The 20,620-nt window shown below is 67.0% G+C and carries 14 protein-coding genes; 9 read left to right on the top strand and 5 right to left on the bottom strand.

The genetic code is table 11. The features are described 5' to 3' along the window. The first annotated feature begins 262 nt into the window (after positions 1–262). The 3 genes from GFY24_RS27300 (at position 263) to GFY24_RS27310 (ending at position 3,786) form a co-directional block, all read left to right on the top strand. Positions 263–1,687, top strand: a complete 1,425-nt coding sequence (locus GFY24_RS27300) for an LCP family protein (RefSeq protein ID WP_228566710.1) — start codon at positions 263–265, stop codon at positions 1,685–1,687. After that, the gene (locus GFY24_RS27305) at positions 1,675–2,391 is read left to right on the top strand and encodes a TIGR03089 family protein (protein WP_153807972.1); all 717 of its coding nucleotides are present in this window, start codon (positions 1,675–1,677) and stop codon (positions 2,389–2,391) included. The genes GFY24_RS27300 and GFY24_RS27305 overlap by 13 nt, the downstream gene beginning before the upstream one ends. 99 nt (positions 2,392–2,490) lie before the next feature. Further along, complete coding sequence (locus tag GFY24_RS27310) at positions 2,491–3,786, top strand: cytochrome P450 (protein ID WP_153808062.1); 1,296 nt, start codon at positions 2,491–2,493, stop codon at positions 3,784–3,786. Between the two features lie 14 nt (positions 3,787–3,800). Here the strand turns inward: GFY24_RS27310 and GFY24_RS27315 are convergent, their stop codons facing one another. Continuing rightward, positions 3,801–5,360, bottom strand: a complete 1,560-nt coding sequence (locus tag GFY24_RS27315; protein ID WP_309231400.1) for a carboxylesterase/lipase family protein — start codon at positions 5,358–5,360, stop codon at positions 3,801–3,803. Between the two features lie 247 nt (positions 5,361–5,607). Between GFY24_RS27315 and GFY24_RS43070 the strand changes: the two genes are divergently transcribed. Next, complete coding sequence (locus GFY24_RS43070) at positions 5,608–5,790, top strand: zinc ribbon domain-containing protein (protein WP_194853044.1); 183 nt, start codon at positions 5,608–5,610, stop codon at positions 5,788–5,790. Between the two features lie 54 nt (positions 5,791–5,844). On the opposite strand, the gene GFY24_RS27325 is transcribed toward GFY24_RS43070, so the two are convergent. After that, entirely contained in the window at positions 5,845–6,126 is a 282-nt protein-coding gene (locus GFY24_RS27325; protein WP_153807973.1) for a SelT/SelW/SelH family protein, read from the bottom strand. A gap of 198 nt (positions 6,127–6,324) precedes the next feature. Here GFY24_RS27325 and GFY24_RS27330 point away from each other — a divergent pair, with 198 nt between their 5' ends. The 5 genes from GFY24_RS27330 to GFY24_RS27350 all read left to right on the top strand — a co-directional run bounded on the left by GFY24_RS27330 (position 6,325) and on the right by GFY24_RS27350 (position 15,419). Further along, positions 6,325–9,417, top strand: coding sequence for a DUF5691 domain-containing protein (locus GFY24_RS27330; RefSeq protein WP_153807974.1), 3,093 nt, complete (start codon positions 6,325–6,327; stop codon positions 9,415–9,417). Further along, positions 9,414–10,511, top strand: coding sequence for an AAA family ATPase (locus GFY24_RS27335; protein ID WP_309231401.1), 1,098 nt, complete (start codon positions 9,414–9,416; stop codon positions 10,509–10,511). Before GFY24_RS27330 ends, GFY24_RS27335 begins: the two co-directional genes overlap by 4 nt. Next, positions 10,511–12,724, top strand: a complete 2,214-nt coding sequence (locus tag GFY24_RS27340) for a DUF5682 family protein (protein WP_153807975.1) — start codon at positions 10,511–10,513, stop codon at positions 12,722–12,724. Before GFY24_RS27335 ends, GFY24_RS27340 begins: the two co-directional genes overlap by 1 nt. Then, entirely contained in the window at positions 12,721–13,896 is a 1,176-nt protein-coding gene (locus GFY24_RS27345) for a VWA domain-containing protein (RefSeq protein WP_375336108.1), read from the top strand. Before GFY24_RS27340 ends, GFY24_RS27345 begins: the two co-directional genes overlap by 4 nt. A 239-nt stretch (positions 13,897–14,135) precedes the next feature. Then, on the top strand, positions 14,136–15,419 hold the full coding sequence (locus GFY24_RS27350; protein WP_228566700.1) for a serine/threonine-protein kinase: 1,284 nt from the start codon (positions 14,136–14,138) through the stop codon (positions 15,417–15,419). Between the two features lie 78 nt (positions 15,420–15,497). On the opposite strand, the gene GFY24_RS27355 is transcribed toward GFY24_RS27350, so the two are convergent. The 3 genes from GFY24_RS27355 to GFY24_RS27365 form a co-directional block, all read right to left on the bottom strand. After that, positions 15,498–18,119 carry an ABC transporter permease gene (locus GFY24_RS27355; protein ID WP_153807976.1) on the bottom strand — a complete coding sequence of 874 codons (2,622 nt, stop codon included), beginning with the start codon at positions 18,117–18,119 and terminating at the stop codon, positions 15,498–15,500. Continuing rightward, positions 18,119–18,892, bottom strand: coding sequence for an ABC transporter ATP-binding protein (locus tag GFY24_RS27360; RefSeq protein WP_153807977.1), 774 nt, complete (start codon positions 18,890–18,892; stop codon positions 18,119–18,121). The genes GFY24_RS27355 and GFY24_RS27360 overlap by 1 nt, the downstream gene beginning before the upstream one ends. Positions 18,893–18,994: 102 nt before the next feature. Beyond that, positions 18,995–20,548, bottom strand: a complete 1,554-nt coding sequence (locus GFY24_RS27365) for a protein kinase (RefSeq protein WP_309231402.1) — start codon at positions 20,546–20,548, stop codon at positions 18,995–18,997. Positions 20,549–20,620 lie beyond the last annotated feature (72 nt).

Here is a 20,620-nt window from a genome sequence, read left to right on the forward strand (position 1 = left end):
ACCTGCGGCAATACTGCCTCGCGCGCATATACGCGCACGAGGCCGCACGACTCACGGAGTCGCGGCTACACGGACATGTCTGCCCGCGCGTCTAGCCTGCCTAGTGGGGGAATTCCATCGACGTGACCCGGAGTTCGGGTGTGGTCGGCCGAGCACTGAGAGGAAGCCGAGGTTGTCGCAACCCACGAGGGCATCCGCGCCGCTACCGTCGCGCCGCCCCGCAAGGTCTGGTTCGTGGGGCGGTTGGCGCCACGCGAATCCGCTGCGTGCATTGGCCGCGGCGGCCGCGGTGCTGGTTCTCGTGGTGACCGGACTCGGCTGGCACAGTGTGGATCAGCTTGTTTCCAGCATCGAGCGGATCGGCAATCTCGGCCTGGGTGGGGGCCGGGACGGCGCGGTGGACATTCTCATGGTGGGCATCGACTCCCGTACCGACGCGCACGGCAATCCGCTGTCCGAGGATGAGCGGGCCATGTTGCACGCGGGCGATGAGGTCGGCCTCAATACCGACACCATTGTCTTGATCCGGGTGCCGAACAATGGCGAATCGGCGACCGCCATCTCCATTCCACGTGACTCGTATGTGGATATTCCGGGCATGGGGATGGGCAAGATCAATTCGGCGTACGGCGCGACCAAGCTGACCGAACAGCAAAAGCTTTTGGACAAGGGCGTTTCCGAGGCCGACGCGGATAAGCGCTCGACCCTTGCCGGTCGGCAGGCGCTGATCAAGTCGGTCGCGAATCTGACCGGTATCACCGTCGACCATTACGCCGAGGTCGGTCTGCTCGGATTCGTACTGCTCACCGATGCCGTCGGCGGTGTCGATGTCTGCCTGAACAATCCTGTGTACGAACCCATGTCGGGTGCGGACTTCCCCGCCGGACGCCAAAAGCTCAATGGCCCAGAGGCTTTGAGCTTCGTACGGCAGCGCCATGAGCTACCGCGGGGCGACCTGGACCGGATCGTGCGTCAGCAGGTGTATATGGCGCAGCTGGTGCATCAGGTGCTGAGCGCGAAGACGCTGACCAGCCCGGGCCGCCTGAAGGAACTCAGTGACGCGGTGGGTCGCACGGTCGTGCTCGACAACGGCTGGGATGTGTTGTCGTTCATGCACCAATTGCAGGATTTGTCCGGCGGTCAGGTGAAGTTCGAGACCATCCCGGTGAAGGATCTGAACGGCTGGACCGACAAGGGTGAATCGGTGGTGCGGGTCGATCCGCCCGCCGTGCAGAAGTATGTCGCCAAAACCATCGGCGAGGACGATTCACACGATGAGACCGGTGGTATCGACCCGTCCACCGTCACCGCGGACGTCTACAACGCCAGCGGTGCCGGCGGCCTGGCAGGGCAGGCGGCACAGGCGCTGGCCGTCAAGGGTTTCCGCACCGGCACGGTGGACAATTGGATCGGCGGGCCGATCCAGAGCAGCCGGGTGCTGGCGGCGAGCGGTGGTGACCCGAAGGCGCGAGCGGTCGCGGCGGCGCTGGGCGGGCTGCCGGTATTCGCACAGGACGGACTGCCGGAGGGCTCGGTCCGGGTGGTGTTGGCGAGTGACTACTCTGGTCCCGGTTCGGCGACGGGCAGCACCCTGGACTTCACCACCGGCAGTACCACCACCATGACCCCGGTGCCGCCCGCTCCACCCATCGATGCCGGTAAGAACGGACCGAAATGCGTGAACTGAACGAGACCCTCACCGAAGCGGTGCTCGACCCCATCCTCGCCCGCGATCCGGCGGGCCCGCGCATCACCTACTACGACGACGCCACCGGGGCGCGCATCGAGCTATCGGCGCTGACGCTCGCCAACTGGGCGGCCAAGACCGCCAATATGATTCGCGACGAATTCGGGCTCTCGGCCGGTTCCCGGGTGGCGGTGCTGCTGCCCGCGCACTGGCAGACCGCGGCGGTGCTGCTGGGCTGCTGGTGGGCCGGGGTCGAGGTGGTACTGCACGCCGATCCCGATGCCGAACTGGCGCTGGTGACCGCGGATCGCATCGATGAGGCCGGTGATATTCCGGAGGTCGCGGCGCTGTCGCTGGATCCCATGGGTATGCCGGTGCGGGATCTGCCGGTCGGAGTCACCGATTACGCGAGCGCCGTGCGCGTGCACGGCGACCAGTTCCGGCCCGGCGGTATCGGCTGCGCACTGGACGGCACCTCGGTGTCGGAGGTCTTCGAGGAGGCGCGCAAATCCGCTGCGCGTCAGGGCTTCACCTCCGAGGATCGGGTGCTCTCCACAACCTCGTGGGAAACCCCGGCCGAATTGATCGATGGGCTGGTCGCGATTCTCGCCTCCGGAGCCTCATTGGTGCAGGTCGCGAACCCGGACCCGGACGCCCGCGAGCGCCGCATCGCCACCGAACGGGTCACCGCACACCGTTCCTGACTCCTGCCACGGGAGGATTTCCGATTCCCTCTTCGGGATGTTCTTCACCACACCGGATTTACGTACGGTGGAAGCATCCGAGGATGGGAGTCAGCGATGATGAGCCCGCGATACCGGTTACGGTGGCTGCTGGAACAGGGATCACCCAGGTACGCACTGCGCCTGAACGCCCGGCGGGGTGACCCGTTCGCCCGGCTGGTCGGCAGTAGGGCCGGCCTGCGCGACCCCTACCCGTATATCGAGCAGATACGCGAGCGCGGGCGCATGTACCGCGGCCCGATCGGCTGGGCGACGGCCGACTATGAGCTGAGCCGAGCCATCCTGCGCGACAATCGATTCGGCGTCTTCGGGATGAACGGGTTCGAATTGCCCGCGGTGGCCAAGCGGCGGATTGCCGCCGCGCCGCTGCCGCCGAATCCGGTGGAAGCGCCGTCGATGCTGCAATTGGATCCACCCGAGCACACGCGGATGCGCAAATCGGTGTCGGCGGCCTTCACTCCACGTGCCATCGGACGCCTGCGCGATCGCGTCGAGTCGGTGACCGTGGAACTCCTGGAGGCGCTGCCCTCGGATGGTTCGGCCGATCTGATCGCAAACTTCGCCGGGCAGGTGCCGATCGCCATCATCGCCGAAATGCTGGGCTTCCCACAGGAATCCAGGCCGCAGTTCCTGGAGTGGGGTGACGCGGCCAGTCCACTGCTGGATATCGGCATCTCCTGGAAGGCGTGGCGGATTGCCGCCGAATCCATGATGCAGATGGACGGCTACCTGGACCGGCATATCGCCCAGCTGCGCGCCCAGCCCGGCGAGGACATTCTGAGCAGCCTGGTCAGCGCGGGCAATCTGGACGACAACGAACTCAAGGCCACCGCCAGCCTGCTCATGGGTGCCGGCTTCGAGACCACGGTCAATCTCATCGGCAACGGTGTGGTGCAGTTGCTGGCGCATCCGGAGCAGCTGGCGCGGCTGCACAAGGAGCCGGAACTGTGGCCGCAGGCGGTCGAAGAGGTGCTCCGCTTCGACGCACCCGTCCAAACCACCGCGCGAATCGCCCTGTGCGACACCGAGATAGACGGCAACAAGATGCACAAGGGCGCTGTCGTCGTGCTGTCTCTCGCAGGTGCGAATCGGGATCCGAAGATGTTCGAGAATCCGGATCGATTCGATATCACCCGCGCGAACGCCAAAGACCACCTGACCTTTTCTAGTGGTATCCACACCTGTCTAGGCGCGAGCCTGGCGCGGATGGAAGCCATCCACGCCCTCCGCTCCCTCTTCGACCGGTTCCCCGACCTGTCCCTCGCCCAAACCCCGGAGCGCCGGCAGCTCTTCACCCTGCACGGCTACTCCCGAATGCCGGTCAACCTCGGCCACCGCGCCACCGCCGTGGTGTAGACCGGGTCGGGCGGTCAGTAGAAGCCGACGACCTGGTCGCCCCAGACCGAATTGCGGTCGCCGTCAAGGTCTTCCACGATCCTGTCGGCGGCGTCGATCACCAGGGTTTTGCGCTCGGCGATGTTGTATGGCGGCCAGTGTTTGGAGCCGTCGATGGCGGCGGGGACGCCGTGCGCGGCGAAGGCGGTCCAGCGGCGCATGATGCGGCCCGAAACCTCCTGTGCCACTTTGCGTCCGCCGAGCCAGAAGGTCGGATCGTGTTCGAAGGAGCCGAAATTGCCGAAGACATAGGGCAATTCGGTGGCATGTCCCGCGCCGACCCGGGCCGCCTTGAGCATGGGCGTGGCATGGTCGAAGCGGTACATCCAGGTCGGCGAATGCGTCGAATGCGCCTCCGCCACCCAGTGCGCGGGCATCCGGAACGCGGCATCGGTCGAGAGCCCGAGCGCACCGCGCGACGTGGAAACCGTATAGGCCGAGGCGATTTCGGCGATCCGCTCCGCCGACAGTCCCGGATGTTCGGCGGCCACACCCAACAGCATGGCATTCACCGCCTCGGGCGTGACCGGCATGATCGGCGAACGGAACAGCCGGAACATGGACGCCTCATCCCGATTGGTGCCGATGATCAACGGCACCCGGTGCGAGCGGCCCTCACGGAAGCGTTCGGTCGGATAGGCGGGCAGCAGATCACCGTCCACCACCGGTACCGCGGCCAGGCGGCCCGGCTCCTTGGTGGGCACTTCGTCGAAGAGCGTGCCCGCGGCGGCCACGAGCCGCTCGATCGGCAGTTCCAGGAGTTCACCCGCGCGGGCCTCCGACAACTCCAGCAGTTCCAGGTAGCGCCGCGCCACTCCCGCCGTCCGCTCCGGCCCGAAAACCGTGGTGGCGGGCGGTGATTCGGCAATGGCGCGATGGAACAGCCCGGCCGAGCGCGGTGAGGTGAGCAGTGCGGTCACGCAGCCCGCGCCGGAGGATTCACCGAAGACGGTGACATTGCCCGGATCGCCGCCGAAGGCCACGATATTGTCGCGCACCCATTCCAGGGCGAAGATCTGATCGTGCAGGCCCAGATTCGGCACGAAGTCCGCGCCGAGCGAGGACAGATCGAGGAAGCCGAGCGCGCCGAGCCGGTAATTCACCGTGACCACGATGAGCCCGCCGGTCTCGGCCAGCCTGCGCCCGTCATAGATGGCCTGTGCGGCGGTACCCAGGCAGTACGCGCCGCCGTGCAACCACACCATGACCGGCAGTGGTTCATCGGTGGCGGCGGCCGGAGCCCACACATTGAGCCAGAGGCAGTCCTCCCCCATGCGCAGCCCGGAATCCACCGGGACGAAGCCCGCGCTCTGCGGCGCGATCTCCCCGAAGGTCAGGCAATCACGCACCCCATCCCAGCGATGCGGGGGTTGCGGCGGCCGGAAACGATTGGGTCCGCCGGCACTCGCGGCGTACGGAATTCCGCGCCATACGGCGGTGGTTCCCTCGTGCCGACCCCGGACCTGGCCGTATTCGGTCCTTACGACCGGATCGATATCCTCGTCCGGCAGTGTCTCGAAGACTCGAGTGCTCACAGCCCACCTCCTCGTACTCCGTAAATCGAGAGTACCGAGTGCATCGGAAACGGCAGGTCGATCGTGACCCGCGTGCCGCCCGCCAGTGCCTCGGCCGCGCGGGTACACGTCCGGCCCCACGCCATTGGTCTCGGTCCCAGCGCCTCATCGAGTGGCCGGTCCCGCCACCGATACGCCGGGCCTCGCCTACGCTGGGCAGGTGCCGAGTTATGCGTACCGATGCCGCAGCTGCGGCGACAGCTTCGAAATGTCCCGTCCCATGGCGGAGGCGTCCGACCCCGCCGACTGCCCGCAGGGGCATTCGGACACCGTCAAACTACTGACCACCTTCGGAACGGTCAGCCGCGGCGGAGCCATCCCCGCCGCCGCATCCCAGATGCCCTCGATGCCCTCGGGCGGCGGCTGCTGCGGTGGCGGAGGCTGCTGCTGACCCAGCCCCGGCCTCCCCGTCATCCCGGCATGCTTTCGGCCGGGATCCACATCCTCAGCCGGCGTCCTTCTTATCCACATGCCCGAGCGAGCGCCCCGGTGCCACCCGATCCCGCACTCGCTGCTTGAGGATGGCGATATCGGGAAAACCGCCGTCCGCCTTGCGATCCCAGATCTGCTCGCCATCCACGGCGATGCGGAAGACCCCACCCTCGCCGGGCACCAGCGCCACCTCGGACAGTTCGGCCTCGAAGGTGGTCAGCAATTCCTGAGCCATCCAGCTCGCACGCAGCAGCCACCGGCACTGAGTGCAGTATTCGATCGCGACGCGGGACATACCGGGCACCCTACCGGTGTGTCGTCCGCTTCGACCGGCGTGGTTCCGGTTTCGCCGAATTCGCTTATTGCACAGCGCTTTTCACATCGCGAATCACCGTCTTTTCCTTCGCACGCAGCAAAATATCGGCAATTCCCACTGCCGCGCACTTGTCGGTGCCCTGCGATAGACATGCGGTGAACGAAGGAAGGGGGCACGATGACCACCGCCTGGACCGCCGATCAGATCGCGGCGCTGGCTCCGGATGCCGCGTCACTCACCGCCGCACGCAAGCTGCGCGGCAAGTGGAGCGGCAGCGGACGGCACGGCGCCGCGATCTGGGGCCTGTGCCAGGGCAGCGGTAGCCGCCCGTATCAGACGATCGTCGACACCGCCGGGCCCGCGTACAAATGCTCCTGCCCGAGCCGCAAGTTCCCGTGCAAACACGCGCTTTCACTGCTGCTGGTCTGGTCCGAGGGCGATATTCCAGCTACCGGCAGCATTGCCGATTTCGCGGGCGAATGGCTGGCCGGTCGCGCCGCCCGCGAAGCGAAAAAGGCCGAGCCCGAATCCGATTCGCCGCGCAAGGCCAAATCGGGGACCACCGATCAGCGTCGCGCCCGTGTCACCGCCGGGCTCGCCGATCTGGATATGTGGCTCACCGATCAGATCCGCACCGGGTTGGCTTCGGCGGACCGCTCGATCACCGCCTTCGAAACCGTGGCCTCCCGCATGGTCGACGCCCAGGCGCCCGGTATCGCCACCACGCTGCGCCAATTGCCCCGTGCCGCAACCCGTTCCGACTGGCCGCAGCTCCTGCTGCGCGAATTCGCCCGCCTGCATCTGCTGGCCACCGCGCACCAGCGCCTGGACGATCTCTCCCCCGCCCTGCAAGCCAGCGTCCGCACCCATATCGGCTACCCGAACCCGGTGGAATCGGTCCGCGCCGAGACTCCCGTCCGCGATGCCTGGATGGTCGTAGGTGCCCGCACCACGGTCGAGGACAACCTCCACACCCGCCGAATCTGGTTGCTGGGCAGGAACACCGGCCGGTGGGCGCTGATCGTCGACCACCACTTCGGCAGCCCCGGCTTCCCGCAGGACACCCCCGCCCCGGGCTTCCTGATCGACGCCGATATCCACTACTACCCCGGCGCGAACCGGCTCCGCGCCCTCTGGGGCACCCGCCACGCCCTTCCCGACCCCTTCACCACCCTGCCCCGCGCTGCCGAACGCCCATGGGGAATCGTCGCCGCGCTCACCGATCATGCGCGGGCGGTGGGAGCCGACCCGTTCATCCGGTCCTGGCCGATGGTGTTGAGCGAAGTCGTGCCGGTCCGCGACGAAAGCGGTTGGCATGTAGTCGAATCCGATGGCACGGCGCTGCCGGTCGCGGTCGCGGTCGACAACGGTGAACCCTGGCGACTGTTGGGGCTGTCGGGCGGGTATCCGCTGACCGTGGTCGGTGAGTGGACCGCCGATGGGCTCGTACCGGTCGCCGCGCTCTTCGACGGGGTGGTGGTGGATATCGGTGTAGCGGAGGGGACTTCATACGGCGTCCCCAGCGGCTCGTCCGGATCCGATTCCGGGAGCACCGAATTGGTGTCCACCGCACTCCTCGGCACGGCGCGCCGGACAGTCGGGCTGAATGCGCTGGCCGCACCGGTCGCGGCGCTGGCCACCCGCCTGGCTGGCAACCCCACCCCGGACTCGACCGACCGCCTCGCCGCCGACCCGACTCCCTATTCGACCGACGGCCTCGCCTGCAACCAAACCAACGGCCTCGCCAGCGCCCCAACCAGCGACTTGGCCGAAGGCCTCGCCGGCAACCCAGCCACCGACCCGATCGACGGCTTCATCGACGACCCGACCTCGGACCCGACCGCCCGTCTCATGGGTGATCCGGCCGCTGAGTTGCTCGAATCCGCTTCGCTCCAAGACTGTTTCGCGCGTGGTGGGGTGGCGACCGGTGGGGTGGAGCTGCCTGCCATCGCGGATGATGATGAGCGGTTCCGGTTGCCTCAGGGCGCCGCGGCACGGCTGGCGGAGCTGCTGGCCGATAATTCACCATTCTTGGATGAGTGGCTGGCTGCGGCCGACGCACGGGATTTTCGGGCTCCGGACGCGCTGTGCAGTGTGTTGCTGGAGCGGGCGAAAGCGCTTGCGCAGCATCGGGAACCGCTGTTGCGGTTGGCGGGGGCGCGGGGGCGCTGGCTGGCGGGGCAGCATCCGGGGTGGCGCACGCTGGTGCGGGCGGATGTGGCAGATGAATCGGTGTGGTCGCACGGCCGGGCCGCCGAACGGCGAATGTGGCTGGCGCAGTTGCGGCATCGTGATCCGATTGCCGCGCGCGATGCTCTGGCCGGCACCTGGGGCACCGAATCCGGGCCGGGGAAGGCGGAGCTGCTGGCGGTTTTCGGTGACGGGCTCTCGCTGATGGACGAGGCGCTGCTGGAGACCGCGCTCGATGATCGCCGCGCCGAGGTGCGGCGGATGGCCGCCGATCTGCTCGGCCGACTGCCGGATTCGCATTTCGCGCAGCGCATGACCGAACGCGCCGCCGCCTGGCTCACCTTCGGAAAGCGGCTGCGCCGACCGGAGTTGACCACCACCGGCCCGGGCGTCCTGGACGATGCCGCCCGCCGCGATGGCGTCGGAGATTCCTTCGGCTACACCGCCTATCGCGCCGACGGCGCACCCGATCTGTCCGCCGAATGGCTGCACCGGGTGGTCGCGGCCACCCCGCTGCGGCATTGGGAGCGGGTGCTCGGTCCGCCCGAGCAGGCGGTACGCACCGCCATGACCGAGACCATGCGCGGCCCCATGTTCGCCGGCTGGACCGATGCCGCACTGGCGCAACAGGATTCGACCTGGGCGCAGGCACTGTTCGCCGCCTACGCCGCCCAGGAGGCGGGCGAATCCGATAGTGAGAAGCTGCGCGAACTCTTCGCCCTGCAACCCCTGGACGATCAGATCCGGCATCTGCGCCGCCTGGACAGCAGTTGGCTCGCCGAGATCGAATCACTCTTGCGCGCCATATCGCAGCCGTGGCCCGGCCCGATGGCCGAACACGTGCTGCGCCTCCTACTCGAACGCGCGCAACTCAGCGCCGACCGCCCGGGTGCGCCCAGTCTGGTGCCGGGCTCCTACCGCACCCTGTTCCGCGCGGCCTCCGCGCATTTCCCGGTGACCGCCGCCGACCTGGTGACCGGTATCGCCCGCAAATGCGGAGATCCGTACTGGGAGCAGGCTTTCGACCAACTCGCCCATGACCTCATTCAACGCAGAGCAATGCTCGAGGAGCTGAAGTGACCACGATTCAGGAGCAGGACGCCCTGCTGCGTCCGCATGCCGAACAAGCCTTCGCCGAGGAACTCACCGCACTCGCGGCCGCCGATGACCGTCCCCGCCCGCCGTCCTGGCGACTCTCGCCGTGGGCGGTGGTCACCTATCTGCTGGGCGGCACGCTCTCCGACGGCACGGTGATCAGTCCCAAATATGTGGGCCCGCGCCGTCTCATGGAGGTCGCGGTCGCCACCCTCGCCACCGATCGGGCACTACTGCTCATCGGCGTGCCCGGCACCGCGAAAACCTGGGTGTCCGAACATCTCGCGGCCGCCGTCTCCGGTCGATCGACCCTGCTGGTGCAGGGCACCTCCGGCACCCCGGAGGAGGCCATTCGGTACGGCTGGAATTACGCCAGGCTGCTGGCGGAGGGTCCGAGCGATGCCGCACTGGTGCCCTCACCGATCATGACCGCCATGCGTGCCGGGTCGATCGCCCGCCTGGAAGAGCTCACCCGTATCCCCTCGGATGTGCAGGACGCGCTCATCACCGTGCTTTCGGAGAAGACGCTGCCGGTGCCGGAGCTGGGCACGGAAGTACAGGCGGCCAAGGGTTTCAATCTGATCGCCACCGCCAATGATCGCGATCGCGGCGTGAACGAACTCTCCTCCGCGCTGCGCCGCCGCTTCAATACCGTGGTGCTGCCGCTGCCCGCCGGGGAGGACGAGGAGGTGGCGATTGTCAGCCGCCGCGTCGAACAGCTCGGTGCCGCACTGGAATTGCCCGCCGTGCCCGCCGCCGCCGAGGAAGTGCGGCGCGTGGTGCGGGTCTTCCGGGAACTGCGCTCCGGTATGACCGAGGACGGACGCACCAAGCTGAAGTCGCCGTCCGGCACGCTCTCAACCGCCGAGGCGATCTCGGTGATCACCAATGGACTGGCCCTCGCGGCGCACTTCGGTGACGGCGTACTGCGCCCGGCCGATATCGCCGGCGCGGTGCTGGGCGCGGTCATCAAGGATCCGGTCGCGGATTCGGTGGTGTGGACCGAATATCTGGAGGCCGTGGTGCGACAGCGCGCCGACTGGGCGGACTTCTACCGGGCCTGCCGTGAGGTGAGCTGATGAGCGGTGAGTTCACGAACACTGTCACCACCGCCGTGACGGCGGAGACCCGGATCTTCGGTATCCGCCATCACGGTCCGGGTTCGGCGCGTTCACTGCGCCTGGCACTCGAAAAGTTCTCGCCGGACGCCATTCTCATCGAAGGCCCGGCCGATGCCGATCCACTGCTCGGGTTCGTCGCCGCCGAGGGCATGGAACCGCCGGTGGCGCTGCTCGGCTACCACCCGGATGAACCGTCCAAGGCCGCACTGTGGCCGTTCGCGGTGTTCTCACCGGAGTGGCAGGCCATGCGATTCGGCGCGGAAAACACTGTGCGCGTGAGGTTTTTCGATCTGCCCGCCGCTATGACACTGGCGCTGACGGACGAGCCGGGTGATCGGTCCGATCCACTCGCCGATCTCGCCGAGGCCGGCGGTTACGACGATGCCGAGCGCTGGTGGGACGCGATAGTCGAATCCTCCTCGGACGCGGACATTTTCGATGCCGTGAACGAGGCCATGACCGCGTTGCGGGAGACCGCGGTAATCGATGAGCACACGCTGCGCCGGGAAGCGCATATGCGGCAGATCATGCGAAAGACGTTGAAGGACGGTGCACAACGACTGGCCATCGTCTGCGGTGCCTGGCACGGCCCGGCACTGTCGGGCAGGCTCGGACCGGCCGCCGCCGATGCCCGCGTCCTGAAGGGCCTGCCGAAGGGCAAGACCACGCTGACCTGGGTGCCGTGGACGCATTCGCGGCTGGCGTCGTCCTCCGGGTACGGGGCGGGAATTACCTCGCCCGGCTGGTATCACCACCTGTTCACCCAGACCGAGCAGCCCATCGTGCGCTGGCTCACCAAGGTCGCGGGCATGCTGCGCAGGCATGATCTGCCGGTGTCGAGCGCGCACATTATCGAATCGGTAAGGCTCGCAGAGACTCTCGCGACGCTGCGGGAGCGGCCCCTCGCCGGGCTGTCCGAGGTCACCGAGGCGACCCGCGCGGTGCTGTGCGATGGCGACGAGACCATGCTGCGGTTGGTCAGCTCCGAAATGGTGGTCGGCGAGGCACTCGGTGCGGTGCCGGAGGGCACGCCCACCGTGCCCCTGGAAGCCGATCTGCGCGCGCAGATCAGAACGCTGCGGATGAAGCAGCAGGCGCTGGAGAGCATTGTTGATCTGGACCTGCGCAATGAGCGCGGCATCGCGAAATCCCGTCTGCTGCACCGGCTCCGGCTGCTCGGCATCGGCTGGGGTCAGCTCACCGACAGTCAGGTGCGCAATACCGGCACCTTCCGGGAGACCTGGACACTGCGGTGGCGGCCGGAGCTGTCCATCGCGATTATCGAAGCGGCGCGCTGGGGCACCACCCTCCGCACCGCCGCGGAGGCGAAAATCCTTGATACGGCGGCCAATCCGGAGGCCACCGTCGGCCAGGTGTCCGCCGCGCTGGAATCGGCGCTATTGGCCGATCTGAGCGGCGCGACCGATGGGCTCATCGCCCGCCTGGAATCGGTTGCGGCGCTTGATTACGACGTCACGAACCTGATGGCGGCCCTGCCGGGTCTGCTGCGCACGCTGCGTTACGGCGATGTGCGCGGCACCGACAGCGCTGCGCTGACCAGGGTGGCCGACGGTCTGCTGCTGCGCGCCTGTGCGGGCCTGCCCGGCGCGGTCACCGGATTGGACGGCGATGGCGCGGCGGAACTACGCACCTTGATAGACGCTGTGCACCTGGCACTTTCGGCTCGCGAGAGCGAATGGGCGACCGCCACCTGGCTCGCCACGCTACAAACGCTGGCCGATCGCGCGGATATCAACGGCACCCTGGTGGGCCGGGCCGTGCGCCTGCTCTGTGATGCCGAGATCATCGACGCCGCCGAATCCGCCCGCCGACTGTCGGCGGCACTCTCGGTGGGCCACAGCGCCGCCGACAAAGCCGCCTGGATCGACGGCTTCCTCGGTGGTCGCGGCCTACTCCTGGTCCACGACCGAAACCTATTGAGCCTCATAGACGCCTGGCTATGCGGCCTCGACGAAGACCAATTCGTGGCCACCCTCCCCCTACTACGCCGCACCTTCGGGGCCTTCGAATCCGGTGAGCGCCAAGCCATCGCACAGTCCGTACGCAATGGCGCACCGACCACCACCACCCAGACCGGTGCCGACTACGACACCGCCCGCGGCGAACTCGCGCTTCGCGCCGCCGCCGAAATCCTCGGAGTAGCAGGATGACCGAACCGATGTATACCGATGAAGGGCAGTCGCGGCGTTGGCGGTTGGTGCTAGGGGGCGCGGCCGAGGCCGGGTTGGGTGGGCTCGGGGCGGCCGAGGATGTGGCCATGGACCGGGCTATGGGGGCGCTGTACGACGCGGATGCGCGTAATGGCGCGAGTGGGCGGCGGTCCGGTGGGCTGGGCGGGTCCGCGCCGCAGGTGGCGCGGTGGCTCGGGGATATTCGGCGGTATTTCCCGTCCACTGTCGTGGAGGTCATGCAGCGGGATGCGGTGGATCGGCTGAATCTGACCGAATTACTGTTGGAGCCCGAGCTTTTGGAGGCCGTGGAGCCGGATGTACATCTGGTCGGGACGCTGCTGAGCCTGAATCGGGTAATGCCGGAGACCACCAAGGCGACCGCTCGCATGGTGGTGGAGAAGGTCGTTCGGGAGATCGAGCGCAGGCTGGCGGCGCAGACCATCGCGGCCGTGGGCGGTGCTTTGAATCGCGCGGCGCGGGTGTCGCGGCCGAAGCTGCGCGATATCGACTGGGACCGCACCATTCGCAAGAATCTGGCGAACTATCTGCCGGAGCAGCGCACGGTGGTGCCGGAAAGGCTTGTCGGATACGGGCGTAAAGCCCAGGCCGTCCGCCGGGATGTGGTGCTGGCCATCGATCAATCCGGGTCCATGGCGTCGAGTGTGGTGTACGCGTCCGTGTTCGGGGCCGTACTGGCCTCCATGCGCTCGCTGAAGACCTCCCTGGTGGTCTTCGATACCGCGGTGGTCGATCTGACCGAGAAGCTCGCCGATCCGGTCGATGTCCTGTTCGGCACCCAACTGGGCGGCGGCACGGATATCAATCGCGCCATTGCCTATTCGCAATCGCTCATCACCCGCCCCGCCGACTCCCTCTTCGTGCTCATCTCCGACCTCTACGAGGGCGGTGTACGTGCGGAGATGCTTCGCAGAATTCGCAGCATGAAGGAGTCCGGCGTCCAGGTCGTAGTCCTGCTGGCCCTCTCGGACGAGGGCGCCCCCGCCTACGACCGCGATAACGCCGCCGCACTGGCCGCCCTCGGCGTACCCGCTTTCGCCTGCACACCGGATCGTTTCCCGGATCTCCTCGCAGTCGCCCTGGACCGCGGAGACGTGCAGCGCTGGGCCAACATGCACGCCAACGGCCAATAGCCCCCCTCCCAAGCCAACACCCCAAAGGTTCGCGGCCCGTCCGGGTTCTGGACTGAGTGGAGCGGGGGAGCGAAGCGGAGGAGCGGAGGGAGGGAAGGTTCCGGACTCCCACGGCATCCACCTCCCTACGCCTGCCCGCGAACCCGCCCGCAGCGAAGCGCAGGGCAAATTAGACAGAGGGCAAATTAGACAGAGTAGGCTGCCAGCTTGATCTGTCTCGTGGAAACGGGGGCTCGACTTTGCGCTCTGGTGATGTGTTCGCCGGTTATGTCATAGAACGCGAACTCGGCCGCGGTGGTATGGGGTCGGTGTACCTGGCCCGGCATCCCCGGCTGCCGCGCAAGACCGCGTTGAAGCTGCTCAATCAGGAAATGTTCACCGACGACGAGATTCGTGCCCGGTTCATTCGGGAGGCCGACCTGGTCGCACAGCTGGACCATCCGAATATCGTCACGGTCTACGACCGCGGCACCGAGGGTGAACAGCTGTGGATCTCCATGCAGTACATCGACGGTGTGAACGCCTCCGCCGTCAAGGCGGCTTCGCTGCCGCCGCTGCGGGCCGCGCAGATCATCGCCGAAACCGCCAAGGCCCTGGATTACGCGCACGGCCGCAATGTCCTGCACCGGGATGTGAAGCCGGCGAATATTCTGCTGGCGCGCTCCTCGGGCGGTGCGGCGGGAGAACGGGTGTATCTCACCGACTTCGGTATCGCCCGGCTGCGGGACGACACCGGTCACCTCACCCAGACCGGCACGGTCACCGCGACCCTGGCCTACGCCTCCCCCGAACAATTGACCGGGGCCACCATCGACGGGCGTTCGGATCAGTACGCGCTGGCGTGCACGCTGTTCCAATTGCTCACCGGCGTGGTGCCATTCGAGGGCACCAGCCCGGCGGCGGTGATTCGCGGGCATCTGCAGCAGCCGCCGCCGCCCGCGAGTCCGCTGCGACCGGAGCTGCCGCGTGCCATCGACGGTGTGCTCACCCGGGCACTGTCCAAGCGGCCGCAGGATCGTTTCCGCTCGTGTGTGGAGTTCTCCGCCGCGGTGGATCAGGCCCTGCTCGCCCGGCCGGTGCCGCCGCGACCGCCGACACCGGTGCGGCCGCAGCCGATTGTCGCCGCGCCCCGGCCCCCGACTCCCGCACGACCGCAACCGGTGATTCCCGCGCCGGTGCAGCAGCGCCCCATGTCGGGGTCGAATCCTGTTCCGCCGTATCAGAATCCGGTGGGCGCCCCGAATCCGCAGTATCCGAATTCGGGGCAGGGGTATCAGCGTCCCGCACCGGTGTATCAGAATCCGGTCGTCGCGCCGACGCCCGCGTATCAGAATCCGGCCTCGGGTGCGGCGTTCCCGAAACAGCCGGTGCCGCAGCCGAATTACGCGCCGCAGTCCAAGCAGCAGCCGGTTTACACCGCGCCGGAGCGTAATTCGAGCCAGATCGGCTGGATTATCGCCGGGACCACGGTGGCGCTGGTGCTGATCATCGTGGTGGTCACGGTCATTCTGTACAACCGCTGAGAAATCTTCGGAGATAACGAAATCCGGCCGGTCACCCCTCGGCGACCGGCCGGATTCCTCGTCCCCCGGCTTGTTCCGCTATACGTCCGCGATGGCCGCCAGCGGAGGCGTGCGGGCCGCGCGCACCGCGGGCCACAGCGCCGCGAGTACACCGACCACACCGGAGCTCAGCACCATGAGCACGATCTGACCCCACGGCACCGAAATGGTCGCCAGCCCGAGATCCTTGAGCGTGCGCAGGAATCCGGCGCCGAGCACCAGGCCCAGCACCACCCCGACCACCGCGCCGAAGATGGCGATGAGCATGGATTCCAGGTAGATGGTGCGCCGTACCTGCGGCCGCTGCATACCGACCGCGCGCAGCATGCCGATCTCCCGGCGACGCTCCACCACCGACAGGGCCAGGGTGTTCACAATGCCGAGGATGGCGATCACCACCGCCAGCGCGAGCAATCCGTACAGGATCGCGAGCATGGTGTTGATCTGCTTGCCCTGTGCGCCCTTGAAGTCCTCGCGGTCCTGCACCTGCACGATGGCCCATTGATCAACGGCCGCTTCGAGATCGGTGCGCATGGTCTTCAGATCCGCGCCCGGCTGCGCGCCGATGAGCACGATGTAGTTGGTGCGGAAGCTCACCGGCATCACCTGGTTGTACAGCGCCATGGGTGCCACCAGCGGTCCGAGCATCTGGGTGTCCTTGTAGATGCCCACCACCTCGACCTGGTAGTTCTTCTTGTCCAGGCTGGTGATGTCGACCTTCTGCCCGACATGCCAATTGCGGTCGCCCGCTTCGGTTTCCGACAGCATGATGCCGTTGTCACCGAGATTGCCGCTGCCCTGCACCAGGTCGTAGCTGAGCACCTTGTCCAACGGACCCTCGGGTACGGTGCCGAGCATCTGATCGTCACCGGCCTTGAAGGTGACGCCGTGGAACTGCACCACATCCCGGACGCCGGGCACCTTCTGCACTGTGGGTCCGGCGGCCAGCGGCACACCGATCAGGCTGTTCGTGGGCCCCTGCAGGATGTAGTCGGCCTTGACGCCCTTGTCGACCACCTCGCCGATACTGGCCTTGGCGGACGCGCCGAGCATGCCGATCGCGGTCACCAGCATGAGCCCGAGGGTGAGCGCGAAAGCCGTTGCGGCGGTACGGCGTGGGTTGCGCTGTGCGTTATTGACGGACATGCGCCCGACCGGCCCGAACGGCCGAACCAGGATACCGAGCGCGCCGACAATCGGCTGAGACAGCGTGGGTCCCAGCAACAGCACCGCGAGAATCAGTGCCAGAGCGCCGATTCCGACCGTGAGAGCGGCATTACCGCCGGTGTGCCGAGCACCGAGCACGACGAGCACCAGACCGGCGACGGTCAGCACGGCGCCGAAAGCCGGTCGCAGCCGCGGGGATTCGAGCACCGTCCGAATGGACCTCGTGAGGCTGTACACACCGAACAAGCCGAAGAAGCTCAGGATCACCGAACCGGCGATACCCAGGTGCGGAGTCTCGGAGGATGCGGAGGCTCCTTCGCGCATGGCCTCCACCGGCGGTGTGGTCGCCGCCCGGCGCGCCGGAGCGTAAGCGCTCACCACCGTCACCACGACGCCCACCAGTAGCGCCACCGCGACGGTGCGGGGCAGCACCGCCATGGATCCGGTGGGCAGTCCGAGATCGAAGGCATTGAGCAGCGCCGAAAGACCGAACGCCAGACCGACACCGGCGGCCAATCCCAATGCGCTGCCGACCAATCCGATGACGAAGGCCTCCGAGACCACCGACCAGCCGACCTGGCCGCTGCTGGCGCCGACCGCGCGAAGTAGCGCCAACTCCCGAAGTCGTTGCGCGACAAGCATGGAGAAGGTGTTGTAGATGATGAAGGTGCCGACGATCAGTGCGATCGCACCGAACGCGAGCAGGAAGTAGTTGATGAACTTGAGTGCGTCACCGATCTGCTTCTTCAGGTCCTCGCGGACCTGATCGCCGTCCTGCACCTTGTAATCCGGGTAGGCCTTGGCGATCTGATCACGCAGATCATCGGCCTTCACACCGGGTTTGTCGGCGATATCCACGAATGCCACATGCGCGCCGTCGGTGAACAGTTGTTTGGCCTGCATGGCATCGAAGTACAGGTTGATATAGCCACCGGTATTGCCCGTCAGGTCGTAGATGCCGGTGATCTTGACATCGATATTGCCCTTGGACGGGATGAGCACCTTGGTGGTGTCGCCGACATGCAGGCCGGCACGATCCGCGCCACCCTTGTTGATGGCGACCTCACCCGATTGGGCGGGCGGGACACCGTCGATGTACTTCTCCGGTTCGGCGATCGCCTTGTCCGGCGGCAGGTACGAGGTGCCGAAAGTCGGTGCGCCACCGGTCTGCACGGCCTTACCGTCCTGGAGCAGCACCACCGGGCCATTGACACCGGGGGCGACCGCGCGCACGCCGTCCATGGTGGTGATCTTGTCGACCACTTCGTTCGGAATGCCCAGGGACTGGATTTCTTTCGGGCTCACCCGGACATCGACGCCCTTGGCCTGATTGGCGAAGATATCGTCGAATGAGCTCTGCAAGGTGTCGGTGAAGACGAAAGACCCCGCGATGAAAGCGGTCCCGAGTACAACTGACAGCAGCGTGAGGAACAGTCGCACTTTGTGCGCGGCGAGATTGCGCAAGACGACCTTGCGCATCGGACTACCGGACATCAGACGGTCTCCAGCAACTTCATCGTGTCGAGCACGGAATCTGCGGTGGGCGAGCGCAATTCGTCGACGATCCGGCCGTCGGCGAGGAAGACCACACGATCGGCATAGGACGCCGCACGCGGATCATGGGTCACGATGACCACGGTCTGACCGAACTCGTCCACGGCGGCACGCAGAATCGACAGCACCTCACCGGAGGAACGGGAATCCAGATTGCCGGTCGGCTCGTCACCGAAGATGATGTCCGGCTTGCCCGCGAGCGCCCGGGCACACGCCACCCGCTGCTGCTGACCACCGGAGAGCTCACTGGGCCGGTGCGTGAGGCGATCGTTGAGACCGAGCCGCTTGAGCACGGTCGAGAGCCACTCCTCATCGGCCTTACGCCCCGCGATATCCAGCGGCAGGGTGACATTCTCCAGCGCGGTCAGCGTCGGCACCAGATTGAACGCCTGGAACACGAATCCGATGCGGTCGCGGCGCAGCTGCGTCATGCCCTTGTCGGAGAGCTTGGTGAGGTCGGTATCGCCGATATGCACCGTGCCCGCCGTCGCGGCGTCCAATCCGGCCAGGCAGTGCATGAGAGTCGACTTACCGGACCCCGAAGGCCCCATGATCGCGGTGAACTCCCCCTTGGCGAAATCCGCCGACACACCGTCGAGCGCCCGCACCTGCGTATCGCCCGAACCATAGATCTTCACCAGGTCGGTCGCCCGCGCGGCAACCGCATCCGCGCCCGTAACGAGCCCGACAGGATCCGAGACATTCGAAGTCATGCTGTCCAGTGTGTCGGGCGCGGCGCACGCACGCCATCCGGGATCACCCCCAGCCCCCGTACCCACATCGATTCCTTAAATCATCCCTGGGTAGGAGGCCACTCAGTGCAGGCCGAAGGGGAGGCCCGGCGGCGCGGGCGTGGTCGTGTACTCCGGTGTCGCGCTGGCGGTCCCTGCCGAGGGCTCCGGCTCAGCCTCGGTGGTGGTCTCCACGTACTCCTCGGTGGTCGGATACACCGCCCTGGGCACCGTGGTCACCGCGGGCGAATCGGAGGTGCCGTTCGAACCCGACCGGTCGATCGCCGCCAGCACAATGACCACCAGCAGCAGCGGCACCAGGATGATACCCAGCAGCCAGAGCAGGCATCCGCGTGTCCGCGACTTCTTCTTCGGCGGCGCCGGGAAGACCTGCTTCCCGGGCCGGGCCTTCGTCTCCGCACGGGACATCGCCTTGGTGGGCGGACGGGAGCCGGGTGGCGTGACTCCAGTCGACTGATGTGACTGGGCGTACGCGGCGGCAGCCCTGCTCGGCGGCGAATAGGGCGCTCCCGGAGCGGGATTGGGGCGCGCCGCCATCGAGCCGGGTGCGCCCGCCGCGGCATACGACTGCCCTTGGGCCGGCTGCCCCTGCGTCGCTCCGCCCCTTCCTCGCGGCGCTCCGGACATCCCTTGCGTCGCTCCGGACTTCCCCTGCGTCGCGAATGGTGTTGAAGGCGTGTTCGATACAGCGCCGGGCATTGGACCGACGCCACCGGGGAACGGCCCGCCGCGCTGGCCGGGCGCGGGCTGACCTGCCATCGGGTGACGCGGGCCGGAGGTCTGCGTGGGCACACCATCCAACGCCTGCTGAGCCGCCGTGGCGAAGGCCGTGCAGGAGTCGAAGCGGGCGTCGGGATGTTTGGCCATGGCTTTGGCCATGACCGCGTCGAGGGCGGGCGGGAGACCGGGGCGCAGCGAGCTGACCGGCGGTGGCGGCTGGTCGAGGTGACCGCGCATGATGGCTATCGGATGCTGAGCGTCGAAGGGGACGGCACCGGTGAGCAGGCGAAACAGGGTGCAGGCCAGGGAGTACTGGTCGCAGCGGTGATCCAGGGGCTGGCCCGAGAGTTGTTCGGGGGCGGCATAAGCCAGGGTGGCGGTGAAGGAACCGGTCTGGGTGAGTTTGGTGTTCTCATCGCGCAGGCGCGCGATACCGAAGTCCGCCAGGAAGATTCGCTCTTCACCGTCGACGCGTTCGATAAGAATATTGGCGGGCTTCACATCCCGGTGCAGCACACCCTTGCGATGCGCGAAATCGAGGGCTTTCGCGGTCTCACCGATAATCCGAATGGCCTGTCGCGGTGGCAGATTAGCCGATTCCAGCAGGGACGCGTCCAGACCGTCGATGTACCGCATGGCGATCCACATCCGGTCGTCGTCGAAACCACGATCGAAGAGCGGCACGATATTCGGGTGATCCAGCCGCGCGACCACATCGCCTTCGCGTTCGAATCGCGCGCGAACCTCACTGTCGCCGAACAGTTCCGGGCTCAATAATTTGATCGCGACAAGCCGGGGCAACCTGGGATGCCGCGCGAGATACACCGATCCCATACCGCCACGGCCGAGCTCACGTTCGATCAGGTATCCCGCGAACGTCTCTCCGCTGCGCAGCACGCGTTTCCCTTCATCCGATTACCCGGACGGGACATTAGCCCGCGTGCCGCGAGCCCGACAACCTTGCCTGCT

The organism is Nocardia sp. SYP-A9097 (genome assembly GCF_009649815.1).
In the GTDB taxonomy this organism is placed as follows: Bacteria; Actinomycetota; Actinomycetes; order Mycobacteriales; family Mycobacteriaceae; genus Nocardia.

Coding starts and splice junctions, on each gene's coding strand:
- GFY24_RS27305 (WP_153807972.1), top strand. CDS start 1,675: ATGCGTGAACTGAACGAGACCCTCACCGAAGCGGTGCTCGACCCCATC.
- GFY24_RS27310 (WP_153808062.1), top strand. CDS start 2,491: ATGAGCCCGCGATACCGGTTACGGTGGCTGCTGGAACAGGGATCACCC.
- GFY24_RS43070 (WP_194853044.1), top strand. CDS start 5,608: ATGTCCCGTCCCATGGCGGAGGCGTCCGACCCCGCCGACTGCCCGCAG.
- GFY24_RS27325 (WP_153807973.1), bottom strand. CDS start 6,126: ATGTCCCGCGTCGCGATCGAATACTGCACTCAGTGCCGGTGGCTGCTG.
- GFY24_RS27330 (WP_153807974.1), top strand. CDS start 6,325: ATGACCACCGCCTGGACCGCCGATCAGATCGCGGCGCTGGCTCCGGAT.
- GFY24_RS27340 (WP_153807975.1), top strand. CDS start 10,511: ATGAGCGGTGAGTTCACGAACACTGTCACCACCGCCGTGACGGCGGAG.
- GFY24_RS27345 (WP_375336108.1), top strand. CDS start 12,721: ATGACCGAACCGATGTATACCGATGAAGGGCAGTCGCGGCGTTGGCGG.
- GFY24_RS27355 (WP_153807976.1), bottom strand. CDS start 18,119: ATGTCCGGTAGTCCGATGCGCAAGGTCGTCTTGCGCAATCTCGCCGCG.
- GFY24_RS27360 (WP_153807977.1), bottom strand. CDS start 18,892: ATGACTTCGAATGTCTCGGATCCTGTCGGGCTCGTTACGGGCGCGGAT.